Source organism: Mesorhizobium sp. M7A.F.Ca.CA.001.10.2.1, from assembly GCF_003998575.1.
In the GTDB taxonomy this organism is placed as follows: domain Bacteria; phylum Pseudomonadota; class Alphaproteobacteria; order Rhizobiales; family Rhizobiaceae; genus Mesorhizobium.
This window is the reverse complement of sequence record NZ_RZQY01001174.1, coordinates 1-826: the sequence shown is the minus strand read 5'-3', so window position 1 is coordinate 826 and position 826 is coordinate 1. Positions and strand designations below refer to the sequence as shown.

Here is an 826-nt window from a genome sequence, read left to right as displayed (position 1 = left end):
TTCTCGACCTTGGCGATGTTTTCGCCGAACTGGTCATTGTAATACTGGTATGCAATGCCCGGAATGTACTGAAACCAAGGGCCGTTCTTGTCGACCTGGCGTTCGAACGAGAACACCACGTCGTCAGCGTTGAAGTCGCGCGTCGGGGTGAAATAGTCGGTCGCGGCGAACTTGACGCCCTTGCGCAGCTTGAAGACATATTCCTTGCCATCGTCGGAGATCGTCCAGCTCTCGGCCAGGCCCGGCGAGGTCGTCGTCTTGCCGTGATCGAATTCGACAAGGCGGTTGAAGACGGTGCGCGATGACGCGTCGAACGTCTGGCCTGCGGTATACGGCGCCGGATCGAAACCTTCCGGCGAAGCTTCCGCGCAGTAGACCAGAGTTTTCGCATTGGCCACGCCGCCCAGGACGCTTGCAGCCAGCAACGCGGCTGCAAAAGTCAGCTTCTTATTCATTGAGCACTCCCTGATGTTCTTCCAAGCCCCTCTATCAGGCTCGCGAAGCGCGCATATAAGCACCGTTTTTCCGGCTTTGGAACACCCCGTTTGCTTACCCCGCGGGAAGCAGGAAAAAAATCCGCTATTTTGCCAGATTGCAGAAAAAATTAGCAGTTTCTTCCATTCACGAGATTATTAACAACCGAATTTTTTTATTGATCGCCAAGCTGACGACATAAATGTTCCCCGCGCTTCCGAGCGGCCGAGGGATGCGCCAGGACACCATTTGGCAGCGCCGGCGGCGGCAAGGACTTTCGACGGAAAATCTTTCGCCGTGTTGCCGCAAGGGCAAGACTTGCACGGTCACCAAGGGAGGCAATACATAGGGT

The 826-nt window shown here is 55.6% G+C and carries 2 protein-coding genes; both read right to left on the bottom strand.

Going from position 1 to position 826, the window contains the following annotated elements:
- Positions 1-455: ABC transporter substrate-binding protein (locus EN964_RS35955; protein ID WP_245490749.1), on the bottom strand; the 455-nt coding region annotated here is incomplete at its 3' end.
- A 166-nt stretch (positions 456-621) separates the two neighbouring features.
- Positions 622-826: hypothetical protein (locus tag EN964_RS38270; protein ID WP_206528835.1), on the bottom strand; the 205-nt coding region annotated here is incomplete at its 5' end.